This window comes from Curvibacter lanceolatus ATCC 14669, assembly GCF_000381265.1.
GTDB lineage: Bacteria > Pseudomonadota > Gammaproteobacteria > Burkholderiales > Burkholderiaceae_C > Curvibacter > Curvibacter lanceolatus.
In genome coordinates this window covers 325,683-344,383 of record NZ_KB906256.1, presented here as the reverse complement: position 1 = coordinate 344,383, position 18,701 = coordinate 325,683, and the positions used below count along the sequence as shown (strand labels likewise).

Sequence of the window (18,701 nt, the reverse complement as noted above, 5' to 3'; positions counted from 1 at the left end):
GCGCAAGCCTAGAAGGGCTCGCCGGACGGCGGAAGCAGGGGATTCCTTGAGTTGCGCGATAAACGCGCGGTTTGGGCGCAAGAGGGCCGTTTCACGGGTATCTACGGGCCATGCCGGGTGGGCGGGGCTGGCGTCATGGATGCGTGGCGGCGGTGTCTGGCGCTGGTGGTGGGTGGGGGGCGTGGGGCGCGTTGGGCCGGTTCGGCTCGGTGGGCAAGCCCTTCAGTTGGGGCATGGATCACGGTCTTGGCGAGAAGGTTTGTTGCACTGCACAAGCAAAAAATCGGTTCTTTTGGGTATGAAATTTCGCATTGTGAGATGTCGTTGCAAAAAATTGCCCAGAGGTCAGACCCTAGCAAGCAAAATCGGGGAGCATTCTTCAGTGACCACTGGCCAAGTCTTTGACGGGGCCGGTGGCGTTTGTCCAGCACCACTTCTTGAGATCTGCAATGAGTACCCAGCAACCCACCATCATCTACACCCTGACCGACGAAGCTCCGCTGCTGGCGACCAGTGCCTTCCTGCCGATCATCCGCACCTTCACGGCCCCGGCAGGCGTGGACGTCGTCACCAGCGACATCTCGGTGGCCAATCGCATCCTGGGTGAGTTCCCTGAATTCCTGTCTGAAGACCAGCGTGTGACCAACACCCTGGCCGAGCTGGGCAAGAAGACCCTGCAGGCCGACGCCAACATCATCAAGCTGCCCAACATCAGCGCGTCGCAGAACCAGCTGGTGACCGCCATCCGCGAACTGCAGTCCAAGGGCTACAAGCTGCCCGACTTCCCGGAAAACCCGCAGACTGAAGAAGAAAAGGCCATCCGCCTGCGCTACAACAAGTGCCTGGGTTCGGCCGTGAACCCGGTGCTGCGTGAAGGCAACTCGGACCGCCGTGCCCCCAAGGCTGTCAAGGAATACGCCCGCAAGAACCCGCACAGCATGGCCGAATGGAGCCAGGCCTCGCGCAGCCACGTGTCGCACATGCACGCTGGCGACTTCTACCACGGCGAAAAGTCCATCACCCTGGACCGCGCCCGTGACGTGAAGATGGAACTGCTGACCAAGAGCGGCAAGACCGTCATCCTCAAGCCCAAGGTCTCGCTGCTGGATCGCGAAGTGATCGACAGCATGTTCATGAGCAAGAAGGCGCTGGTCGAGTTCTACGAGAAGGAAATCGAAGACGCCCACAAGACCGGCGTGATGTTCTCGCTGCACGTCAAGGCCACCATGATGAAGGTCTCGCACCCCATCGTGTTCGGCCACTGCGTGAAGATCTTCTACAAGGACGCGTTCGAGAAGCACGCCAAGTTGTTCGAAGAACTGGGCGTGAACGTGAACAACGGCATGGCCAACCTGTACGACAAGATTGCCACCCTGCCGCAATCCAAGCAGGACGAGATCAAGCGCGACCTGCACGCCTGCCACGAGCACCGGCCAGAACTGGCCATGGTCGACTCGGCCAAGGGCATCACCAACTTCCACTCGCCCAACGACGTGATCGTGGACGCCTCCATGCCCGCCATGATCCGCAACGGCGGCAAGATGTGGGGCGCCGATGGCCGTCTGAAGGACGTCAAGGCCGTGATGCCTGAGTCGACCTTTGCCCGCATCTACCAGGAGATCATCAACTTCTGCAAGTGGCACGGCGCCTTCGACCCCAAGACCATGGGCACGGTGCCCAACGTCGGTCTGATGGCCCAGCAGGCCGAAGAATACGGCTCGCACGACAAGACCTTCGAAATCCCCGAAGACGGCGTGGCCAACATCACCGACCTGGCCACCGGCGAAGTGCTGCTGAGCCAGAACGTGGAAGCCGGCGACATCTGGCGCATGTGCCAGGTCAAGGATGCCGCCATCCGCGACTGGGTCAAGCTGGCCGTCACCCGTGCCCGCAACTCGGGCATGCCCGTGGTGTTCTGGCTGGACTCGTACCGTCCGCACGAGGCGCAACTGATCACCAAGGTCAAGATGTACCTGCATGAGCACGACACCACCGGCCTGGACATCCAGATCATGAGCCAGGTGCGCGCCATGCGTTACACCCTGGAGCGCGTGATCCGCGGCCTGGACACCATCAGCGCCACCGGCAACATCCTGCGCGACTACCTGACCGACCTGTTCCCCATCATGGAACTGGGCACCTCGGCCAAGATGCTGTCGGTCGTGCCCTTGATGGCCGGCGGCGGCATGTACGAAACCGGTGCCGGCGGCTCGGCCCCGAAGCACGTGCAGCAACTGGTGGAAGAAAACCACCTGCGCTGGGATTCGCTGGGCGAGTTCCTGGCCCTGGCCGTGAGTCTGGAAGACCTGGGCATCAAGACTGGCAACAACCAGGCCAAGATCCTGGCCAAGACGCTGGATGCTGCCACCGGCAAGCTGCTGGACAACAACAAGAACCCGTCGCCCAAGACTGGTCAGCTGGACAACCGTGGCAGCCAGTTCTACCTGGCCCTGTACTGGGCCCAGGAGCTGGCCGCTCAGACCGAAGACGCGGCCCTGGCGGCCAAGTTCGTGCCCCTGGCCAAGGCCCTGGCCGACAACGAGCAGACCATCGTCGCCGAACTCGCTGCGGTGCAAGGCAAGCCGGTCGACATCGGTGGCTACTACAAGCCTGACTTCGCCAAGCTCGACGCCGTGATGCGCCCCAGCGCCACGCTGAACGCAGCCCTGGGCACCGTCAAGGCCTGACGCGAGCCCCACGCGGGTAGCCCCCAAGTCAAAACCCACCGGATGCGGCCTTGGCTGCGCCCGGTGGGTTTTTTCATGTGGGGTTCAAGGCCTGGATGGCCTCAGGGCCCCGGTGTGTGGCCTTGAGGCTCGCCAAGTCTCAGAAGCTTTCCCAGTCATCCTGGCCCTGGCTGGCGCTGGCCGGTGCAGGGGCGGGCGATGAAGGCTTTTTGGCGGCTGTCAACGCGGGGCGGGGCGTGGTGGCGGGCCTGCTCGTTGCCAGCCGGGCTGCCTGGGGCCGCTGAGGCTGGCTGCGCAGGGAGCTGGCCGCTGGGCTGGACACCGCGGCGTGAGCCGTGTTCAGCTTGAAGATGGCCACGGTCTGGACCAGTTGGGCGGCCTGGTTTTCCAGGCTTTGGGCCGCGGCAGCGCTTTCTTCCACCAGGGCAGCGTTTTGCTGGGTGGTCTGGTCGAGCTGGTTCACGGCCTGGCTGATCTGGCCCATGCCCGAGCTCTGCTCGGCGCTGGCCGAGCTGATCTCGCCCACGATGTCGCTCACGCGCTGGATCGCCTGCACCACCTCGGTCATGGTGTTGCCGGCCTGTTCCACCAGGTGGGCGCCTTGGGCCACCTGATCGGAACTGTTGCCGATCAGGGTCTTGATCTCTCTGGCCGCACTGGCGCTGCGCTGGGCCAGCGTGCGCACCTCGCCAGCCACCACGGCAAAGCCACGACCTTGCTCCCCGGCACGGGCGGCCTCGATGGCGGCGTTCAAGGCCAGAATGTTGGTCTGGAAGGCAATGCCGTCGATCACGCCGATGATGTCGGAGATCTTGCGCGAGCTGTCGTGGATGCCGTTCATGGTGTCCACCACCTGCGACACCACCTGACCGCCGCGGCTGGCCACGCTGGAGGCATTGGCTGCGAGCTGGTTGGCCAGCTGCGCGTTGTCAGCGTTGTTCCGCACGGTGGCACCGAACTGGTCCATGGTGGCGGCCGTCTGCTGCAGTGCGCTGGCCTGTTCTTCGGTGCGCTGGCTCAGGTCGGTGTTGCCGGTGGCGATCTCGGTCACGCCGCCTGCGATCGACTCGGAGGCGGAGCGTACCTGTTGCACGATGTTCACCAGGCTGGCCTGCATGGCGCCCAGCGAGGCCAGCACGCTGCCCGCCGGTGCTTGGCTCAGCTTGGCCAGCGGGGTGGCCAGATCGCCGTCGGCCACGCGCTGGGCCGCTTCGCCCAGTTCGGCCGGCTCGGCCCCCAGGGCCTGGGTCAGCCGGCGGGTGATCAGCCAGCCCGCGAGTGCGGCCCCGAGCAGGGCGGCCAGACTGGCTGTGATCATCAAGGTGCGTTGCTGTGCGTAATGGGCCTCAGATTCAGCCACCATGGCCTGGGCTCGCTTTTCGGTGATCTGGGCGTACTCCTCGGTCTTGGCCAGCAGGCGGGCCAGCAGAGGGCGGCACTCGGTGTTCATCTTGGCCACCGCCGCGTCATGTTGCCCCTTCAGGGCCAGATCGATGATGCCGAGTGCCACCGGGCCATAGGCCTGCTCGATCTGTTCGATGTCGGCCACCAGTTGGCGCGCCTGGGCCGGCACATCGGCGGCCTTGACCAGTTCTTTCAGACGCGCCAGGTGTTCACCCACGGCTTTGTGGGCTGAAAGGGCCAGGGCCTTTTCAGCCTCCAGATCGGCGCTCTGGGTCACCAGCACCAGGTTGCGTGCCGCGATGGCGCGCCCGGCCACGGCCTTGTGAACCTCTTCGGCCAGCTTGGCCCGCCGGTTGACGCCGTTCACATAGGTCTCGAACTCGGCGTTGGACGCCCCCAGGGCCTGGATGGCCAGCCCTGCGATCAGCAGCACCAGGGCGATCAAGCCCCCGAAGGCCAGAGTCAGCTGGCCACGAACCGACAAATGTGAAAGATTCATCAACACCTCTGGAATGGGTTCTCAAATCGCTTTTCATGGTGCCGGTCGCAAATGGAGCGCTCCGGCAATGATGCCCTTGAGGTGTGACAGCAATCAGAAACTGAAAGCCTCTGTCGTTGAGTCGGTCATGGTGATCTTCGCCGCTGACCCTCAATGGGCTTTTCAACGCCCATGATAGACGGCAATTGTTAAAAAATGATTTTTTGTGACGATCTGCTGACGTTCGAGTTGCATTTGTTCCAAAAATAGACAGCCACCGAAGCAACCCTCCGGAGACGCCGACGGCGGCAGCTCAAACCCGAACCAGGGGTGCCCTGAACTGGTAGCCCTTGCGGCTTTGGCTGTGCAGCGGCACGTGCAGCGGCGTGGCCTGCTCGATGCGGCGGCGCAGGCGGTAGATGGTGGCGTTGAGGCCGTTGTCGGGGCCTTCGGTCAGCGGGCGCCCCAGGCGCTCGTTGAGCGTGTTCTTGCTGACCACGGCACCCTGGGCCTCCAGCAGGCACTCCATGACGGCCATGTCGGTGCCGCTCAGACCGATGCGGGTTCCATCGGGGGCCAGCAATTCAGCCTGCAAGGTGTCCAGTTTCCAGCTCAGGCCCGGGTTCTGGACCGGGTTGGGGCTGCTGCGGCGTTGCACGGCCTTGATGGCCATGGTCACCTGTTCGAAGCGCACCGGCTTGCTCAGGTGCATGTCGGCGCCGGCCTCCATCACCCGCTCGAACACGTCGGTGTCACGCCGCCCCGTGACCACGATGATGCCGGCCGTGGTGCGCTTGCGCAGGATGCGGATCAACTCCACCCCGTCCACCCCGGGCAGGGTCAGGTCGAGCAGGTAAAAGCCATAGTCATAGGGCGTGCGGTCTGCCAGCAGGTCGTTGCTGTCGCCGTAGCGGCGCACGTCCACGCCCTGCTCGTTGAGGTATTGGGCCAGGTATTCGGCGTACTCCAGATCGTCTTCCACCAGGGCCAGCGTGGTCGGCAGGGTGGCAGCCGGCGCCTGGCCGGAGGAGGCCTGTGTGGCGTGGGATGCGGGAACTTGGGCGTCCGTGATGTCGGTGATTTCGCTGAGCATGTTCATTCGTCTTCCTGAGGGGGCAAGATCATGCGGACCGTCGAGCCGGCAGCCGATTGCTGCAGCAGGCTGGTCTGTCCGCCGTGCATTTCAAGGATGCGGTGGACCAGGTACAACCCCAGGCCTCGTCCCCCGTGGCTGTGGCGGCCCTGGGCGCCGCGTTCAAACAGGTGAGCCAACACCTGCGGATCAAATCCGGTGCCCTGATCGATCACATCGATCAGCAGTGCAAGAGGGTCGTCGGAGTCTGCCAGCCGCACCACGATGGGTGTGTCGGGCGGACTGTGCCGCACCGCGTTGAGCAGCAGATTCCTCAGGGCGAGCCGCATCAGGCCCAGGTCCATCGAGGCGGTCCGGGTGGCGGTTTGCCGGTCCACCCGGACCCGGAGCTGATCGGCCTCGCCGAGGTCCTGGATGCAGACATGGACAAAGGTGTCGATGTCCATGTCGATGCGGTTGATCTTTCCAGGGCCCGCCAGCAGCGAGGCCGCTGCCAAGGTGTTGTCGATGCTGCTGCGCACCTGTTGCAGCACGGACTGGGCCCGCTCCAGCCGCTGGGTCAGGCCGCTGGGGGCAATCGTGACCAGCACCGCCTGAGCGCTTTGCAGGGCGGCCGAGGCATTGTTCAGGGGTTGGCGCACCTCGTGGGCCAGCACATCGAGCATCTCGCTGCGTTCGACCAGCAGGTCCGACAGTTCCTGGGCGCGCTGCTCGATGTCCTTGCGCATCGCGGTTTCACGCGCCAGCGCCTCTTCGAGTTGCTTGAGCTGGGTGATCTCGGTGACCGTCACCACAAAGCCTTGCACCACGCCGTTCTGGATGTCGGGCATGTACTTGGCCAGGCTGTTGCGCCGCACCCCGTCCGGCCCAGGGACGACCCGTTCGAACGTCTGTTCCACACCGGCCAATGCGCCTCTGGCGAAGCGCTCATTCAAGGCGAACAGCTCGGGCCCCAGCAGGTCCATCAGGGTCGTGCCGATCATGTTTTCGGGTTCCACGCCAAACCAGGTGCGGTAGGCGCCGTTGGCGTAGCGGCAGCGCAAGTCCTGATCCCAGTAGGCGATCATGGTGGGGGTCTTCTGCATCAGGAATTCGATGACCCGCAGGGCGTCTGCTGGAACGTTCATTTTGAGCAAGTGTATTTGACGAAAGGCATTTTTCGCTTTACGAACTGCCATTTTCGCACTGCGCACCCCGTTTGGGCATGGCGCTGGTCGCCGCGAACCCTGTCAGGTCCAGGGGGGCAGAAGGGCCTCGATCGAGGCCGGATCGACGTGATCGATCTGTGCGGGCTGAAGGTGGCTGTGGGCCAGGCGCTGCCACAGCGCGTTGCGCAGAAAGTATCGGAACAGTTCGGTGTCCAGGTGCCGCTCCCGGCACATGCGGGCCATGATGGCCAGCGTTTCGCTCAGCGGCTTGGGCGTCTTGTAGGGGCGGTCGGCCGCCGTGAGGGCCTCGAACACATCGGCCAGCGCCATCACCCGCTCGGGCAGGCCGAGCTGGTCGGCCTTCAGGCGGCGCGGGTAGCCCTGGCCGTCCAGGCGTTCGTGGTGGGTGGCGGCCAGCTCGGGCACCCGGCTCAGGGCCTGGGGCCAGGGCAGGGTCTTGAGCATGGTGTAGGTTTGCACGATGTGCTCGTTGATGCGGAAGCGGTCCTCTTCCGTCAGGGTGCCACGGCGCACCGACAGGTTGTGCAGCTCGCCCATGTTCTGCTTGTAAAGGGGCAGGGGCATGTCAAAACCGTACACATTGCCCGGAGCACCTTTTTCCACCGGCGGGCGCCGCTCACCCCAGGGCACGCAGTGCTCGGGCCGATCGGCCAGCAGGGGTTCGCTGGCGGGCAGGGCCGGGGCATCCGGGCGGGCGTGCTGCAGGCGAGTCAGCTCCTCTTCCGACAAACCCAACCGGTCATCAAAGTGCCGCTGCCAGGTCTGGGCCCCCAGTGCATGCAGGCGGGCGATGGCCTCGTCGCTCAGGGTTTCGCTGCCCAGATTGCAGGCGGCGACAAAGGCAAAGTCCTCTTGCAAGCGGTGCTGGCGTTCGGCCAGCACCGCCCGGGCAACGTCAGGGGGCTGCCCTTGGGCCAGGGCCTGCCAGCAGGCGATCTCGGCGTCGCGCCACAGCAGCTCGAAGCGCAGCCGCACCTCATGGATGCGGTTGCCGATCAGCTCCAGCTTGGTGGCCTTGTCGACGATGTGCTCCGGGCTGGTGACCTTGCCGCAGTCGTGCAGCCAGGCCCCCAGCTGAAAGGCGTAGCGCTCCTGCTCGTTCAGGCGAAAGCCCGCGTAGGGCCCGGTGGTGTCGGCCTGCAACTGGTCCATCATCTGGATGGCCAGCTCGGGCACGCGTTCGCAGTGACCCCCGGTGTACGGGCTCTTGGCGTCGATCGCGTCAGCCATCAGGCGGATCACGCCATCGAGCAGTTTTTTCTGCGCGTCGATCAGCTGACGCGTCTCGATCGACACGGCCAGCATGCCCGAGAGCTGTTGTACAAATTGCTGAAAGGCCTGGCCTTCGTGGCCATCGTTGCCTTGGTGCAGCAGCACCAGCAGGCCCTGGCGGTCGCCCTGGCGCCCCTGCAGCAGCAGTTCGCTGCGCTGTTCGCCGGCCGGCCCGGGGGCGGCGGTGCCGGGCCCGGCCAACCGGGCTTCGAAAGTGGATGCCGGCTGGCCATGAACTGCGGCGCGCTGCATGCAGCCTGCGCTTTCGTCCCACAGGTACACCGCCCCGGCTTGGCTGCGCGTGGCCTGCACCAATTGCTGCAGCACCTGCTCCAGCATGTGTTCGACTTCGGGCTCTGTGGCCATCTGGTGGCTGAGCTTGAGAAAGCTCTCGATGGTCTGGCTCATGCCCTGCATGGCCACGGCCAGTTCATTGACCTCTTTGATAGCCGATGGGCGCAGGGCGCCCTGTGTGAAGTGAAACTGCGCCACCTCACGGGCCTTGGCGGTGAGGCCCTCGATGCCATGGCCGATGCGCGCCGCCATGGGCCAGCTCAAGGCGAGCATGGCCAGCACCAGCACCACAACGAGCAGCACGATGCGAAGCCGTTTGGCGCTCAGGTCGCCCAGCACCTCCTCCACCGGTGCGGTCACCAGCAGGCGCATGCCCTGGTCGGACCACATCTCAAAGGGCAGCACCAGGCCCAGCACCTCCTGCCCCTGTACCTGCAGTACGCGGGCTTGGCCCAGGCCGGCCTGGGGGGCTGGCTGGGTGGCCTGTTCGGCCAATGCGCTCAGCCCGGCCTCGCCCAGTTCCTGCACCCGGCGAAACCGCAGGGTGCCCTGCCCAGCCAGCCCGGCCTGGGGGTGGTCGGGGTCGGCCAGCACTTCCTGGCGGGCATTGATCAGCGCGATCCGCGCATGGGGCGTCACGCGCAGATCGGCCAGCGACCGGCTGAGCTGGTCCAGCACCACATCGAGACCGACCACGGCCTGCCCCGAAAGGCTCATTTGGCTCAGGGTGACTCCCAGCTCCTGCGTCGTGAAGTAGGCATAGGGCTCGGACAGCGAGGGCTGCCCCGTGGCCTGGGCCTCCTGGTACCAGGGGCGGGTGCGCGGGTCAAAGCGGTAGTCCGGCATGGCCCGGCGCTCCAGCAGCCGACGCGCCGTGTCAAAAAACAGGTACTCGCCCTGCCATCGGCCCTGGCGGTCGCGCGCACGCGACTGGGCCATGAAGTTCGATTTGGGCGGGGCGGCAAACAGCTTGCGCTGGGCCGGCTGGTCCAGCGGGCGGACCAGCAAGAACGCGCCATCCTCATAGCCCACGTAGACCGAGGACAGCAGCGGGTTGGCCACCAACTCTTCCGACAGCACGTAGATGCGCTCCAGGCGTTCGTCGAGCGTGCGTGCGGTGGTGATGGGGTCGAAGGTCAGCTGGCGCAGCGTGGATTTGGCCGGCTCCAGCAGGCCCTTGGCCCGCTCACCCACCAATTTGCCCGCGTCCGTGGCCATGCGTGTCGCGGTGAAGATCGCGTTGGACCGGGCGCCGACCCAGCCGGTGCCGATCACCACCACGGCCACCAGCAGCATGGAGAACACCACCACGGTGGCGATCGAGACCCGGAGCGAAAAGCCACGGCCTGTTTCAGGCTGCCCCGGTGTGCGGAGGGTGCTGGCGTTGGCGCTCATGGGGGGTCCTGGTGCTCAGTCGATCCGGATCGACACCAACTGCCAGATGGAGCGGTCGCGGAACTGGTCCAGCAAAGTGCCCTGGGCCTGGTCGAAGGGGTAGACCACGAACAGCGGGCCTTTGGTGCGCGTCGGAATGGCCTGGCCGTTCATCTTGAGGGCCAGCACCACGTCCCAGTGCTCCAGGTCGTCCATCGGGACCTCCACCTTGTAGTCGTTCACGGCCACCAGGGTCAGGCGGGTGCCGCGGGCCTCGGCGGCTTGGAGCACCTCGCGCAGCAGCGGGCCCTCGAACGAGACCGGCCGCGGATCCCACGGTGTCTTGACGCTGAAACGGCGCTGCGCAAGCGCACTCAGCATGGCCAGGTCGAACACGGCCTGAGCGCCCTGATTGGCTTGACCGACCCGGCCCGACAGGGTCAGCAGCACAGCCCCTGTGGGCTCGGGCAGCTTGCCGGCGGCGGCGCTGCGCCCCAGCAGGGCCCATGCCAGGGGCAGAGCGAATCGGAGCAGGGCGCTGCGACGGCCCGGGGGCCGCATGGACTTGAGTGCCATTTCAATCCCACATGTTACGAATTGTTCTTTCAGGACATTATGGCCGCCTGCCTGCCGATGTGTCTTTCGTGCTGCGCAGCTGTCTGTCGCGCGCATCACCGGGCCACTTGACAGTTGCGGTCGCGTTTGTGTTTGCGGTTGCAAGCCAGGCCCAGCCCTGGGCAGCGTCGGCACGGGCTTCCCGGCTGTTCTTGATGGATGTCAGGAAACCCGAGGGGGTGTTGTGACAAAGTGTCAACAAAAGCAGGGCATCACCTGCAGCGCCCCTTCACCCTCACCCCCCTCTCTCTCCTGTCTGATCCCGCATGAGCTTTGTCGATTCCTCCCTGTGGCGGCCCGGTGCCGCCTTGATGCGTGGCCTGCGTTTCCCGGCCAAGATGACCTTGATTTCGGCGGCCTTCCTGCTGCCTGTGGCCTGGCTGCTGCTCGCCTACGGCAGCGCCAAGAACGCCGAGCTGGACTTTGTTGCCACCGAGCGGCAAGGCGTGCGTTACAGCCAGGCCTTGGCCCCGGTGGTGGATGCCGCCAGTGTCTGGCGGTACCGGGCCCGCAATGCGGCCGCGGGCCAGGCCGGGGGTGAACTGGCCCAGGCCCAGGCGCAATACCAGCAGGCCGTGCAGAAGCTGCAGGCCCTGGACACCGAACTCGGCGAGCGACTGGGCAGCAGTGCGGCCCTGCGTCAGGTGCTGGAGGCCAGCCAGGAGGCCAGCCAGTCCAGCAGCACGCCCGAGGCCGTTTTCACGGCCATGAACAAATTGGCGGCTGCCCTCAGCCAATTGCAGGACAAGGTCACCGACGGATCGGGCCTGGCACTGGACTCTGACCTGGCCTCGTTCCACCTGGTGGGCGCCACGCTGATGCAGCCCCCGGGCTTGTTGCGTGACACGGCCGAGCTGCGTGGCCTGGGCCGTGCCGCCCTGGCCAGCGGCCAGCTCAAGCCCGAAGCCGCCGCCAGGCTGCATGCCTTGCTGGGTGTGTTGGCCCATGAGCGCCAGCTGCTCACCGACAACCTCGACAAGGTGCGTGCCGCGGCCCCGGCCGCCGCCGGTCGCCTGAAGACCGATGCCGCCGCCGTGCTGCAGCGCCTGGAGGGCGCCGCGCGCAGCAGCTTCCCCCCGGGGCAGGTCGAGGTGCAGGGCGATGCCGAGGCCTTCCGCGTGCTGGCCACCGAGGCCTTGCAAGCCCAGTCGGATCAGGTGCGGCAGAACCTGGCCGTGCTCGACGACATGCTGGCCGAGCGTGAGGGCGCGCTGCGCCTGCACGTGGGCCTGACGGCGGCACTCACGGTGCTGAGCCTGCTGGTGGCCCTGTATTTCTTCATGGGCTTCTACCGTTCGATGACCGGCGGCTTCAAGCTGCTGCGCAAGTTCCTGCTCAGCATCTCGATGGGCGATCTGCGCACCACGGTCGACACCAAGGGGCGCGACGAGGTGTCCGACCTGATGCGGGAACTGGGCCACATGCAGACCTCGCTCACCGACACCGTGCGCCAGGTGCAGCAGGCCAGCGACCAGGTGGTGCAGGCCAGCACCGAGATCGCCCAGGGCACGGCCGACCTGTCGGCCCGCACCGAGCAAGCTGCGGCCGCTTTGGAGCAGTCGTCGGCGGCGCTGGAGCAGACCACCTCGACCATTCAGATGACGGCCGAATCGGTGCGCCGGGCGTCCGAGATCGCCCAGCAGAACGCCAGCACGGCCGAGCACGGGGGCCAGGTCATGGGCTCGGTGGTGCAGACCATGGAGCGCATCCAGGCCTCGTCGCAAAAAATCAGCGACATCATCGGTGTGATCGATGGCATTGCCTTCCAGACCAACATCCTGGCGCTGAACGCGGCTGTGGAAGCGGCCCGTGCTGGCGAGCAGGGCAGGGGCTTTGCCGTGGTGGCCGGCGAAGTGCGCAGCCTGGCCCAGCGCAGTGCGGTGGCCGCCAAGGAGATCAAGACCCTGATCGCCGGCAGCAGCGAAGAGGTCAGCTCGGGCTCGGCCGTGGTGCGCCAGGCCGGCCAGACCATGCAGGAGATCGTGGCCAGTGCCGAGAACGTGAAATCGCTGCTCGACGAGGTGGCCAACGGCGCGCGTGAGCAGAGCCTGGGCGTGACCCAGATCGGCGCGGCCGTGCAGGAATTGGACCGCAACACCCAGGCCAACGCCGCACTGGTCGAAGAAACGGCCGCAGCCGCCGGCTCGCAACGCCGCGTGGCGGTGGCCATGGCGGCCACGGTGGACGAGTTCCGCCTGCCTGGCCACCGGGCTGCGGCTCTGGTCGAGGGCGTGGACGTGGACGCCATCATCGACGCCCATCGTCAGTGGAAGGTGAAGCTGCGCCAGGCGATTGAAGAGCGCAGCCAGGTCGATACCGCCACGCTGTCGCGCGATGACTGCTGCGCCCTGGGCAAATGGATTTATGCCGACGGCCAGCGACTGGCCGAGCGCCCCACCTTCAGTGCCCTGGTGGGGCGACACGCCCACTTCCACCGCGTGGCGGGTCAGGTGGGCGAGTTGATCAACCAGCGCCGCATGCGCGAGGCCGAAGACGCCCTGGCTCCTGGCACCGCGTTTGCGCAGGCCACCAGCGAAGTGGTCAGCACCCTCTCATCGGCCAAGCGCCTGGGTTTCTGAGCGGGTCGCCGGATCAGCGTGCGCGCGTGAACAGCCGAGCCGTGCTGGCCGCAGCCCCCAGTGCGGCCGTGCCGCAGCCCAGTGCCAGGGCGGTCTTGGCGCCATGCGTGCCCCCCAAGGCAAAGCACAGCGCCACGCTGGCGGCACCTGTGGCCTGGCCGGTCAGGCGGGCCAGGGCGATCATGCCGCTGGCCCCGCTGGCGCGTTCGGGTGGGGCGCTGGACATCAGCGCGCGCAGATTGGGCGACTGGAAAAAGCCGAAGCCGGCTCCGCATACGCACAGGCGCAGCACCAGGTCCAGCGTGCCGGGCTGATCGGGCAGCAGGGCCAGCGACAGCATGCCCACACTCAACACGGCCAATCCGATGCCCCCCAGCAGGCCGGGCGGATGCCGGTCTGACAGGCGCCCTGCAATGGGGGCCGCCGCGGCCACCACCACCGGCCAGGCTGACATCAGAAAACCCGTGTCCACCGGGTTGCGGTGCAGCACCTGCTCCAGAAAAAAGGGCAGCGAGACAAAGGCCAGGCCCTGGGTGGCAAAGGCGCTCAGCGCCGTCAGCACCGACAGGGCAAACAGCGGCCGGCGCAGCAGGTCCACCGGCAGCATGGGCGCCGGGTGCCCGGCCTGGCGCCACAGCAGCAGGGCCCCGGCCACCACCGTCACGCTGGCCGGAATGGCCACCAGGGGCCAGGGCTCTTGCTGGGCCGCCGCACCCAGGGCGCCGATCAGGGTGGAGAAGGTGAGGGCGGTGAACACCGCCGTCAGCGGGTCAAAGCCATGGTCGCGGGGCGTGCTGTGCGGCAGCGTGTGCCAGCCGAAGCCCAGGGCCAGCAGGCCCAGCGGCACGTTGATGGCAAACAGCCAGGGCCAGTCGGCCACGCTCAGCACCAGCGAAGCCACCGTGGGCCCGACCGCAAAGAACACCCCCACCACCAGCGCGTTCATGCCCACGCCGCGCCCCAGGCGCGAGGCCGGGTACAGCAGCCGGATCAGCGCGATGTTCACGCTCATGATGGCCGCCGCCCCCATGCCCTGCAGGCCTCGGGCCAGGGCCAGCAGCGTCAGCGTGGGGGCCAGTGCGCAGGCCAGCGAGGCCAGTGTGAAGAAGGCCAACCCGCCCATGAACACGCGCCGGGGCCCGATCCGGTCGCCCAGCGCCGCAAATGGCAGCAGCAGGGCCACGGTGGCCAACTGGTAGGCATTGACCACCCAGATCGAGGCCGCCGGCGGCGCGTTCAGGTCGTGGGCAATCGCCGGCAGCGCGGTGTTGGCAATGGCCGTGTCCAGCGTGCCCAGCCCCACGCCCATGAGGATGGCCGCCAGCGCCAGCAGCGCGCTGCGGTCCAGCCCGTGGTCGGGGTCTTCAGGTGGGGTGGGTGAGTGGGTGTGCCCGGGGCGGGCGCTGGGCGATGCTGGCGGTGCGGACATGTCGCCGACTATATCGGCGCGGGCCAAAACGTGCTGGCGGGGCCGTGCCGGGGTGGGGCGGCAGGCTCTCAGCGTGCCAGCCCGGCCTGCTGCACCACCAACTGCCCGCTGCGGCCCGGGATGGTGCCCAGGCCCACGGGGCAGCGCGGCAGGCGGGCCGGCTCCAGGTAGGCGGCGCACTCGCCCAGGGTGGCAAAGCGGTAGCCCTGTTCGCGCCAGCCGCGCAACAGGCGCTCGAACACCGGGGCCAGTTTCTGGCCTTCGAGTTCGGCGTGCAGGGTGTAGACGTGCAGCGGCGCCACCTCGCGGGTGCGGGCCAGCAGGGCCTCGTGCACGTTGTCCACGGTCCAGCCGTCCAGGCCCAGCAGCTCGTCGAGCGTGGGCAGGGTGGTGGGCAGCTGCACCGGGCCGATCACCTCGCCCTGGGCATCGCAAGGCCAGTAGGGCTGGGTGCCGCGGCCGTCGGAGGCCACGCTGAAGCCCAGCTCTTTCTGCAGGCGGTAGGCCGCTTCGTTCATCTGCCAGCCAGCCGCACCGTGCACGCTGGGGCGGGCGCCGAAGACCTCGCTGTAGCGCTCCACGGCCAGTGTCAGCTCGCGCCGTGTCCAGGCCTCGCCGGCGCCGGCCACGTTGTCTTGCCAGCGCACATGGTCCCAGGTGTGCACGCCGGTCTCGAAACCGGCGCGGGCGATGGCGCGCAGGCCTTCGGCCTCGCGCAGGCCGATGTCGGGGCCGGGCAGCAGCACCCCGTACATCAGGGTCTTCAGGCCGTAATGCTCGACCACCGAGGTGCGCGCCACCTTGCCGAAAAAGCCCGGGCGGAACACGCGCTTGAGCGCGCGCCCCGTGTGGTCCGGCCCCAGGCTGAACAAAAAGGTGGCCGGCGCGTCCAGCCGCTCCAGCAGCTTGGCCAGTGCCGGCACACCCTCGCGCGTGCCGCGCCAGGTGTCCACATCGATCTTGAGTGCAATCACGCCCATGGCTTCGCCTCAGTCATTCAGCAGATTTCTCAAGGTAGAAGGTCGCATGCCGGCCTGCAAAAAGCCGGCGATGTCTGAACCCCCAAAGCACTCAACGTTCAAATGGCCGCGGAGCAGGCCACGCCAGCGGACACCTTGGAGCGGGCTTGGCCCGGCCAATGGTGTCGTCCCCCGGTCGGGGCTGAGCCCTGCGGCTCCAGGCCTGCCTGCGCAGGGCTGGACAGGGCGAAGAGCGTCCGCGTCTCGCGGCCGCACGTAGGCGCGAAGCGACTCAGGGGGGAGCATCAATTGATCAGGCCGCGGGCGCTGTCGAGTTGGTCTTTGTAGTGCTCAAAAAGGCGGGCCAGGGCCTCCTGCATGGTCACCTCAGGCTTCCAGCCCAGGTCGGCCTGGGTGTTGGCGATCTTGGGCACGCGGCGTTCCACGTCCTGGTAGCCCTTGCCGTAGTACTCGGCCGAGGTGGTTTCCAGCACGGTGACCTGGGCCGCGTGGTCGCGGTACTCGGGGATGCTGGCGGCCAGGGCCATCATCTCGCCCACCAGCTCGCGCACCGACAGGTCGTTGCTCGGGTTGCCGATGTTGTAGATGTTGCGGGTGGCGCAGCCGTCCTTGTTGGCCAGGATCAGCATCAGCGCACGGATGCCGTCCTCGATGTCGGTGAAGCAGCGGCGCTGGGCCCCGCCGTCCACCAGCTTGATCGGCTCGCCGCGCACGATGTGGCCCAGGAACTGGGTGATCACGCGGCTGGAGCCTTCCTTGGCGGTGTGCAGGTTGTCCAGGCCAGGGCCGATCCAGTTGAAGGGGCGGAACAGGGTGTAGTCCAGGCCGTGCTGTTGGCCGTAGGCGTGGATCACGCGGTCCAGCAGCTGCTTGGAGCAGGCGTAGATCCAGCGCGGCTTGTTGATCGGGCCGTAGACCAGGGGCGAGGCCTCGGGGTCGAACTCGTCGTCGCCGCACATGCCGTACACCTCGCTGGTGCTGGGGAACACGATGCGCTTCTTGTACTTGACGCAGTGGCGCACGATCTCGAGGTTGGCTTCGAAGTCGAGCTCGAACACGCGCAGCGGGTCGCTCACATAGGTGGCCGGGGTGGCAATGGCCACCAGGGGCAGCACCACGTCGCACTTGCGCACGTGGTACTCGATCCACTCCTTGTTGATGGTGATGTCACCTTCAAAGAAGTGGAAGCGGGGGTGGTCCATCCAGGGCTGCACGCGCTCGGACTGCATGTCCATGCCGTAGATGTGCCAGTCGGTGGTTTCGATGATGTGGCGCGTCAGGTGGTGGCCAATGAAGCCGTTGACGCCGAGGATGAGGACGTTTTTCAAGATTTTTTCCTGTCAATGCCGGGATTTTCGCTCAGTCGCGGGGTGCCAGCGCCTGCCCGGGGTAAAGCGATTGAAAACGGGCCGCGTCCAGCGCGCTGCCATCGAGCCGCGCCGCCAGCACCGGCAGCAGCACGCCGTCGGCGCCGCGCAGCAGCAGACGCCCGTCCTGCACCAGCAGGGCCAGGCTGGAATCGGCCTGCAGCGTGCCCGCGTCGGGCTCCGCCGGGCCCGGCGCGCCGGCCCACAGGGTGCGGTCGATCTGCACGCGGTGGCCGTCGGCCTCGAAGAAGGCGCCGGGGTAGTCGGGCGGGGCCACGCCGCGCACCCGGTTGTGCGTCTGCCAGGCCGTGGCCGTGGCCGGAATGCGCCCGTCTTCCGGGGTGCGGCGGCCGAAGTACTGGCCGGCGATGTGCTGCTGTGTCTGCAGCACGGCGGTGCCGGCCAGCAGGCCGGGCAGGCAGCGCGCCAGCACCAGCTCGGCGGCCAGCGTGACCTTGTCGAACACCTCGCGGGCCGTGTCATTGCTCAGGATGGGCACGGCCTGCTGGTCGACGATGGCACCGTGGTCGGGCTTGGCGTTCATCACATGCAGGGTGGCGCCGATCTCGCGTTCGCCGCGCACCACGGCCCAGTTCACCGGGGCCCGGCCGCGGTAGCGCGGCAGCAGCGAGCCGTGCAGGTTGTAGGCGCCGCAGCGCGGCACCTCCAGCACGGCCTGGGGCAGCATGTAGCGGTAATAGAACGAGAACAGGTAGTCGGGGGCCAGGGCCTGCAGTTGGGCCAGCAGCTCGGGCGTGTCGGCCGCCTCGGGCGTGATGCAGGGCAGGCCATGCTCGGCCGCCACCTGGGCCACGCTGCCGAACCAGATGGTTTCGTTCGGGTTGTCGGCATGGGTGACCACCAGCCGGATCTGCACCCCGGCGTCGATCAGCACCTTGAGCAGGCGCACGCCCACGTTGTGGTAAGCGAAGACAACCGCGCTGGGGGCGCTGTTGTTGGGCCCGCTGGCGCTCACCGCTTCTGCTCCAGGATGGCGCTGATCACGTAGCGCGGGCGCTGCCGCACCTCGCTGTAGATGCGGCCCACGTACTCGCCTATCAGGCCGATGCCGAACAGGGCCAGCCCGATCAGGAAGAAGGCAATCGCAAACAGGGTGAACAGGCCGCCTTCCTCGGGTCCGATCACGATGCGCCGTCCGATCAGCAGCAGCACCAGCAGCCCGGCACCGGCCGAAATCGCCATGCCCATCAGCGAGAACCACTGCAGCGGCACCACCGAGAAGCTGGTCACCAGGTCGAAGTTGAGGCGGATCAGGCTGTACAGCGAGTACTTGGATTCGCCGGCAAAGCGCTCCTCGTGGCCCACCACCACCTCGGCGGGGTTGCGCGAGAACTGGTAGGCCAGGGCCGGGATGAAGGTGTTCATCTCGCCGCACTGGTTGATCAGCGACACGATGTTGCGGCTGTAGGCGCGCAGCATGCAGCCCTGGTCGGTGATGTTGATGCGGGTGAGCTTGGCGCGCAGGCGGTTCATGGCCTTGCTGGCCCATTTGCGCCAGGCCACGTCGTGGCGCTGGCGGCGGATCGAGCCCACGTAGTCGTGCCCCTCGTCCATCTTGGCCAGCAGGGTGGCGATGTCTTCGGGCGGGTTCTGCAGGTCGGCGTCCAGCGTCACGATGCGCTCGCCGCGGCAGTGCGCAAAACCGGCCAGGATGGCCCGGTGCTGGCCGAAATTGCCGTTGAACAAGATCACCCGGGTCACGTCCGGGCGTTTGTCGAACTGCTCGGCCAGGATGCCCGGCGAGCGGTCCCGGCTGCCATCGTTGACGAACACGATTTCGTAACGCAGACCCAATTGGTCCAGCGCCGGGTAGAGGCGGCTGAACAACTGGTCCAGGCCGTCTTCTTCGTTGTAGACCGGGATCACCACGCTCAGCACCGGGTCATCCGGGTGGCGGTCGGCGGGCGGGGCGGAGGCAAGGGTCGGGTTCAAGGGCAGC

At 66.9% G+C, this 18,701-nt stretch carries 12 protein-coding genes; 2 read left to right on the top strand and 10 right to left on the bottom strand.

Annotation, left to right across the window (positions count from 1 at the left end):
- The first annotated feature begins 449 nt into the window (after positions 1 to 449).
- Positions 450 to 2,687, top strand: a complete 2,238-nt coding sequence (locus F624_RS0110325) for an NADP-dependent isocitrate dehydrogenase (RefSeq protein WP_019574225.1) — start codon at positions 450 to 452, stop codon at positions 2,685 to 2,687.
- Between the two features lie 139 nt (positions 2,688 to 2,826).
- On the opposite strand, the gene F624_RS0110320 is transcribed toward F624_RS0110325, so the two are convergent.
- From F624_RS0110320 to F624_RS0110300, 5 genes are all read right to left on the bottom strand, one after another.
- On the bottom strand, positions 2,827 to 4,590 hold the full coding sequence (locus F624_RS0110320; protein WP_031254655.1) for a methyl-accepting chemotaxis protein: 1,764 nt from the start codon (positions 4,588 to 4,590) through the stop codon (positions 2,827 to 2,829).
- A 292-nt stretch (positions 4,591 to 4,882) separates the two neighbouring features.
- Positions 4,883 to 5,668 carry a response regulator transcription factor gene (locus F624_RS0110315; RefSeq protein WP_019574223.1) on the bottom strand — a complete coding sequence of 262 codons (786 nt, stop codon included), beginning with the start codon at positions 5,666 to 5,668 and terminating at the stop codon, positions 4,883 to 4,885.
- Positions 5,665 to 6,789 carry a sensor histidine kinase gene (locus F624_RS0110310; protein ID WP_019574222.1) on the bottom strand — a complete coding sequence of 375 codons (1,125 nt, stop codon included), beginning with the start codon at positions 6,787 to 6,789 and terminating at the stop codon, positions 5,665 to 5,667. The genes F624_RS0110315 and F624_RS0110310 overlap by 4 nt, the downstream gene beginning before the upstream one ends.
- Before the next feature lie 102 nt (positions 6,790 to 6,891).
- Complete coding sequence (locus tag F624_RS0110305; protein ID WP_019574221.1) at positions 6,892 to 9,792, bottom strand: HD domain-containing phosphohydrolase; 2,901 nt, start codon at positions 9,790 to 9,792, stop codon at positions 6,892 to 6,894.
- A 15-nt stretch (positions 9,793 to 9,807) separates the two neighbouring features.
- Positions 9,808 to 10,347: a putative pterin-binding protein gene (locus F624_RS0110300; RefSeq protein WP_019574220.1), complete on the bottom strand. Its 540-nt coding sequence runs from the start codon at positions 10,345 to 10,347 to the stop codon at positions 9,808 to 9,810.
- Positions 10,348 to 10,652: 305 nt separating this feature from the next.
- Here F624_RS0110300 and F624_RS33370 point away from each other — a divergent pair, with 305 nt between their 5' ends.
- Positions 10,653 to 12,965, top strand: a complete 2,313-nt coding sequence (locus F624_RS33370; RefSeq protein WP_019574219.1) for a methyl-accepting chemotaxis protein — start codon at positions 10,653 to 10,655, stop codon at positions 12,963 to 12,965.
- Positions 12,966 to 12,978: 13 nt separating this feature from the next.
- On the opposite strand, the gene F624_RS0110290 is transcribed toward F624_RS33370, so the two are convergent.
- From F624_RS0110290 to F624_RS0110270, 5 genes are all read right to left on the bottom strand, one after another.
- A complete protein-coding gene (locus F624_RS0110290) occupies positions 12,979 to 14,394 on the bottom strand; it encodes an MFS transporter (protein WP_019574218.1) in 1,416 nt (471 codons plus the stop codon).
- A gap of 68 nt (positions 14,395 to 14,462) precedes the next feature.
- Positions 14,463 to 15,374, bottom strand: coding sequence for a polysaccharide deacetylase family protein (locus F624_RS0110285; protein WP_019574217.1), 912 nt, complete (start codon positions 15,372 to 15,374; stop codon positions 14,463 to 14,465).
- A gap of 284 nt (positions 15,375 to 15,658) precedes the next feature.
- On the bottom strand, positions 15,659 to 16,702 hold the full coding sequence (locus F624_RS0110280) for a bifunctional UDP-4-keto-pentose/UDP-xylose synthase (RefSeq protein WP_019574216.1): 1,044 nt from the start codon (positions 16,700 to 16,702) through the stop codon (positions 15,659 to 15,661).
- 31 nt (positions 16,703 to 16,733) lie between these two features.
- The gene (locus F624_RS0110275) at positions 16,734 to 17,717 is read right to left on the bottom strand and encodes a formyltransferase (RefSeq protein ID WP_019574215.1); all 984 of its coding nucleotides are present in this window, start codon (positions 17,715 to 17,717) and stop codon (positions 16,734 to 16,736) included.
- The gene (locus F624_RS0110270) at positions 17,714 to 18,694 is read right to left on the bottom strand and encodes a glycosyltransferase (RefSeq protein WP_019574214.1); all 981 of its coding nucleotides are present in this window, start codon (positions 18,692 to 18,694) and stop codon (positions 17,714 to 17,716) included. Before F624_RS0110270 ends, F624_RS0110275 begins: the two co-directional genes overlap by 4 nt.
- Between the last annotated feature and the right edge of the window lie 7 nt (positions 18,695 to 18,701).